This is a genomic window from Streptomyces sp. NPDC025273 (assembly GCF_040638585.1).
Lineage (GTDB): Bacteria > Actinomycetota > Actinomycetes > Streptomycetales > Streptomycetaceae > Streptomyces > Streptomyces cinereorectus.
In genome coordinates this window covers 1-1,267 of the sequence record NZ_JBEZYP010000057.1, presented here as the reverse complement: position 1 = coordinate 1,267, position 1,267 = coordinate 1, and the positions used below count along the sequence as shown (strand labels likewise).

Below are 1,267 nucleotides of genomic sequence, written 5' to 3'. Positions count from 1 at the left end.
TTCGATGCGCAGTCGGTGGTGGCGTTGGCGGAGCGGGTGGTGGGTTCGTCGGTGGGTGGGCGTGTGGCGTTGGTGCCGATGGTGCGTCCTGACCGGGTGCCGTTGTCGTTCGCTCAGCGGCGGTTGTGGTTCTTGAACCGTATGGAGGGGCCGAGCGGGACGTACAACATTCCGTTGGGTGTGCGGTTGTCGGGTGTGCTGGATGTGGTGGCGTTGCGTGCCGCGTTGGTTGATGTGGTGGGGCGTCACGAGTCGTTGCGGACGGTGTTCCCGGATGTGGGGGGTGAGCCGTGGCAGGAGGTGGTCGCGGCTGGGGATGTGGTGGTGCCGTTCGAGGTTGTGGATGTGTCGGCGGGGGGTGTGGACGCGGCGTTGGCGGGGGTGGCGTCGGCGGGTTTCGATTTGTCGGTGGATCTGCCGGTGCGGGTGTCGTTGTTCCGGGTTTCCGCGGTTGAGCATGTGTTGTGTGTGGTGGTGCATCACATTGCTGGTGATGGTTGGTCGCAGGCTCCGTTGGCGCGGGATCTTGGTGTGGCTTATCGGGCGCGGTTGGGGGGTGTGGCGCCTGGTTGGGATGCGTTGCCGGTGCAGTATGCGGATTATGCGTTGTGGCAGCGTGAGGTGTTGGGTGATGAGGGTGACGAGGATTCGGCGATTTCGCGTCAGTTGGGTTATTGGCGTGGGGTGTTGGATGGTTTGCCGGATGAGTTGAGTTTGCCGGTGGACCGGGTTCGTCCTGTGGTGTCGAGTTATCGGGGCGGGACGGTTTCGGTGGAGTTGGGTGCGCGGTTGCACCGGGATCTGGTGGGGTTGGCGCGTTCGTCGCGTGCGAGTTTGTTCATGGTGTTGCAGGCGGGTGTGTCGGGGTTGTTGTCGCGGTTGGGGGGTGGTGCGGATATTCCTTTGGGTACGGCTATTGCTGGTCGTACGGATGCGGCGTTGGACGAGTTGGTGGGGTTCTTCGTCAATACGTTGGTGTTGCGTTCGGATGTGTCGGGGGATCCTGGGTTCGGTGAGTTGGTCGAGCGGGTCCGGGTGACGGATCTGGCGGCGTACGCGCATCAGGATGTGCCGTTCGAGCAGTTGGTGCATGCGTTGCAGCCGTCGCGGTCGTTGGCGCGTCATCCGTTGTTCCAGGTGATGATCGTGTTGCAGAACAACGCGGTGGCGTCGTTGGATCTGCCGGGTCTGGTGGCGCGTCCGGTGGATGGTGAGGGTGGTGCGGCGAAGTTCGATCTGGGGTTCAACTTCGTCGAGCGCACGGATC

Annotated in this window: 1 protein-coding gene; it reads left to right on the top strand. The window is 63.3% G+C overall.

Going from position 1 to position 1,267, the window contains the following annotated elements:
- The coding region (locus AB0F38_RS31675; RefSeq protein ID WP_361900897.1) for a condensation domain-containing protein at nucleotides 1–1,267 on the top strand (1,267 nt) is incomplete at both ends.